General features: G+C 67.7%; 3 protein-coding genes. All 3 read left to right on the forward strand.

Features of this window, described 5'->3' with window-relative positions; translation table 11 throughout:
* The coding region (acs, locus tag ACTJKF_RS31235) for an acetate--CoA ligase (RefSeq protein ID WP_440628979.1) at positions 1-1,914 on the forward strand (1,914 nt) is incomplete at its 5' end.
* A gap of 222 nt (positions 1,915-2,136) precedes the next feature.
* A complete protein-coding gene (locus ACTJKF_RS31240) occupies positions 2,137-3,204 on the forward strand; it encodes a porin (protein ID WP_440628981.1) in 1,068 nt (355 codons plus the stop codon).
* A 505-nt stretch (positions 3,205-3,709) separates the two neighbouring features.
* A partial coding sequence (locus ACTJKF_RS31245; protein ID WP_440628983.1) for an MFS transporter occupies positions 3,710-4,194 on the forward strand: 485 nt, incomplete at its 3' end.

Genomic DNA, 4,194 nt, shown 5'->3' on the forward strand with positions numbered 1-4,194 from the left:
GCGACCATTTCCGGCATGCCGGCCTACCGTGCGCTCGCCGCCGAAGCCGAGCGCGATTACGAAGGCTTCTGGGCGCGTCTCGCCCGCGAAGGCCTCAGCTGGCACAAGCCGTTCACGAAGGTGCTCGACGAGCGCGACGCACCGTTCTACAAGTGGTTTGACGACGGCGAACTCAACGCGTCGTACAACTGCCTCGATCGTCACGTCGAAGCCGGCAACGGCCAGCGCGTCGCGGTGATCTTCGAGGCCGACGACGGCACCGTCACGCGCGTCACCTACGCCGATCTGCTCGCCCGCGTATCGCGCTTCGCCAATGCGCTGAAGAAGCGCGGAATCGCCAAGGGCGACCGCGTCGTCATCTACATGCCGATGTCGATCGAGGGCATCGTCGCGATGCAGGCCTGCGCGCGCATCGGCGCCACGCACTCGGTCGTGTTCGGCGGCTTCTCCGCCAAATCGCTGAACGAGCGGCTCGTCGACGTCGGCGCCGTTGCGCTCATCACCGCCGACGAGCAGGCGCGCGGCGGCAAGACGCTGCCGCTCAAGAGCATCGCCGACGAAGCGATCGCGATGGGCGGCTGCGAAGCGGTCAAGAGCGTGATCGTCTATCGCCGCACCGGCGGCAAGATCGACTGGCATGCCGGACGCGACCTGTGGATGCACGAACTCGCGGACGGCGAGTCCGACACGTGTGCGCCGGAATGGGTCGGCGCCGAGCATCCGCTGTTCATCCTGTATACGTCGGGCTCGACCGGCAAGCCGAAGGGCGTGCAGCACAGCACCGGCGGCTACCTGCTGTGGGCCGCGCAGACGATGAAGTGGACGTTCGACTGGAAACCCGACGACGTGTTCTGGTGCACGGCCGACATCGGCTGGGTGACCGGGCACACGTACATCACGTACGGCCCGCTCGCGTGCGGCGGCACGCAGGTCGTGTTCGAAGGCGTGCCGACTTATCCGGACGCCGGCCGCTTCTGGAAGATGATCGGCGACCACAAGGTCACGGTGTTCTACACCGCGCCGACCGCGATCCGTTCGCTCATCAAGGCCGCGGAAGCCGACGACAAGGTCCACCCGAAGAGCTATGACCTGTCGAGCCTGCGCATCATCGGCACGGTCGGCGAGCCGATCAATCCGGAAGCGTGGATGTGGTATCACAAGCATGTCGGCCAGGAACGCTGCCCGATCGTCGACACGTGGTGGCAGACCGAAACCGGCGGCCACATGATCACGCCTCTGCCGGGCGCGACGCCGACGGTGCCGGGTTCGTGCACGCTGCCGCTGCCGGGCATCATGGCCGCGGTGGTCGACGAAACGGGCCAGGACGTACCGAACGGGCAAGGCGGGATTCTCGTCGTCAAGCGCCCGTGGCCGGCGATGATCCGCACGATCTGGGGCGACCCGGAGCGTTTCAAGAAGAGTTACTACCCGGAAGAACTCGGCGGCCGGCTGTACCTCGCCGGCGACGGCACGGTGCGCGACAAGGACACCGGGTACTTCACGATCATGGGCCGCATCGACGACGTGCTGAACGTGTCGGGCCACCGGCTCGGCACGATGGAGATCGAGTCGGCGCTGGTGTCGCACGAACTGGTTGCGGAAGCGGCGGTGGTCGGCCGTCCGGACGACACGACGGGCGAGGCGGTGGTCGCGTTCGTGGTGCTGAAGCGCTCGCGCCCGGAAGGCGAGGAAGCGGCGGCGCTCGCGAAGACGCTGCGCGACTGGGTCGGCAAGCAGATCGGCCCGATCGCGAAGCCGAAGGACATCCGTTTCGGCGACAACCTGCCGAAGACGCGCTCGGGCAAGATCATGCGGCGCCTGCTGCGCTCGCTCGCGAAGGGCGAGGCGATCACGCAGGACACGTCCACGCTCGAGAACCCGGCCATCCTGGACCAGCTTGGCCAGTCGCTCTGACCGACGGGACGGAACTCACCTTACCTCTTCGACGCACGCGCGTTCCGGCACCCATCCCCGCCATGAGCGCGCCGCGCGCGGCCGACACCCGGCCCCGCACGTGCGTCCCGCCGCGCCCCATCCTGCATGCGCGGCCTGCGCGATGAACACCGCTACGCCGGCGTCCGTCGCATTCCCTGTTCGATGCATCGACGTACAACAACACAACACTGGAGACACCCAATGAAAAGCAGAATCGCGATCGGTTGCACGGCGCTCGCCGGCGCGCTGGCCAGCACCAGCGGCTTCGCGCAGAGCAGCGTGACGCTGTACGGCAACCTCGACGCCGCCGTGCTGTACACGAGCAAGACACTCGACTCGGCCACCGGCGCGAACGCGGGCCATCAGTTCGCGATGACCGACACCGGCATGACGCCGACCGCGTTCGGGATGACCGGCAGCGAGGATCTCGGCGGCGGCCTGAAGGCCAAATTCCAGCTCGAAAGCGGCTTCGCCGTCACCAACGGCGCGTTCGCCCATTCGAACGGCAACTTCTTCGGCCGCCAGGCATGGGTCGGGCTCGACGGCGGATTCGGCACGGTCAAGGCCGGCGTGCAGTACTCGCCGTTCCTGCTCGCGATCTTCGATTCGGATCCGCGCAGCTTCTCGCACTTCGGCAGCGGGCTGGTCAACTATGTCGACAACGTGCTCGTGACGGGCCTGTTCAACCCGAACGCCGTCTCGTACACCAGCCCGACGATCGCCGGTCTCACCGGCAGTGCGATGTTCGCGTTCGGCGGCAAGGCCGGCGACTTCCAGGCCGGCCGCCAGTATTCGGCGAGCCTCAAGTACGAACACGGCGGCTTCATGATCGACGCGGCGTTCTACGACGGCAACGACGGCACCAACCCGGCGCCGACGCCGAGCACCGTCGCGTTCGTCGGGCGCACGATCGGCGCCGCGTACCGGTTCGGCCCCGTCACCGCGAAGGCGTCGTTCGCGAGCTACAAGGTCGGCGGCTCGTTCAGCAACAACGTGTACGGCGGCGGTCTCGACTACCAGGCGACACCGGCCGTCGACCTGAACGGCGGCGTGTGGTTCACCAGCGATCGCAACGATACGGCCAACCATTCGCTGCTCGCGGCCGTCGGCACGACCTACAGCCTGTCGAAGGCGACCGCGCTGTATGCGCAGGTCGCGATGGTCAACAACCACGGCGCGATGAACACCGGCCTCGGGATCACCAACGCGCTTTACGCGGTCACCGGGACGACCGTCGGCGCGAACGTCGGGATCCGCCACATGTTCTGACGCACGGGCGGCGGTGGCGACACCGAATCACCGCACGCCTATATTCGCAGTCCGAATCATCCCGCACCGGATCCGGCATGCAGCCATGCACCCGGATCCGGTGCAACGCCTGCCGGGCGCGTTCGCACGCAACACGCCGCCGCCCCTCACGCTCGCACGATACGCGACCTGTAACATCGGCACGCGTCGCGAACGCGGTATAGACCACCGCGGACGCACCCCGTACCGCTACGCTGCTGCCCCCTCCCGCTGCGTTTCAGCCGACTTGCCCACCCGCGCCATCCGTGTCGTTTACGACCGATTTCCGGGCGCATGACCGATAGTCTGCGCGCCCCGTTTCTCTACACTGCTTCACACCAACACACACTTGCCGGGTATCGCGTGCCGCGCGCCGCGCCACCGACATCACGGCGCCCCCGAGACAACCGCCTTCGTCCCCGACGGTGCCGCGCCTGCCCGCCGCGCGTCCGTTCGCGCCACGCGAAGGCCCTTCCAGGAGCGTTCATTGAGTTCAACGCACGCGCATCCCGCGAAAGCCCGGTCTTCGCGCAAGGCCCTCAAGCTGGACGACATCACGATCGTCGACCCTGCCGTCCTGAAGCGCGCGGTCGGCGCGATGGCGTTCGGCAACGCGATGGAATGGTTCGACTTCGGCGTCTACAGCTATATCGCCGTCACGCTCGGCAAGGTGTTCTTCCCGTCCAGCAGCCCGTCCGCGCAGCTGCTCGCGACCTTCGGCACGTTCGCGGCCGCGTTCCTCGTGCGCCCGCTCGGCGGCATGGTGTTCGGCCCGCTCGGCGACCGCATCGGCCGCCAGCGCGTGCTCGCCGCCACGATGATCATGATGGCCGTCGGCACCTTCGCGATCGGCCTGATCCCCAGCTACGCGTCGATCGGCATCCTGGCGCCCGTGCTGCTGCTCGTCGCCCGCCTCGTGCAGGGCTTCTCGACCGGCGGCGAATACGGCGGCGCCGCCACCTTCATCGCCGA

This window comes from Burkholderia sp. 22313 (assembly GCF_052045245.1).
Taxonomy (GTDB): Bacteria; Pseudomonadota; Gammaproteobacteria; order Burkholderiales; family Burkholderiaceae; genus Burkholderia.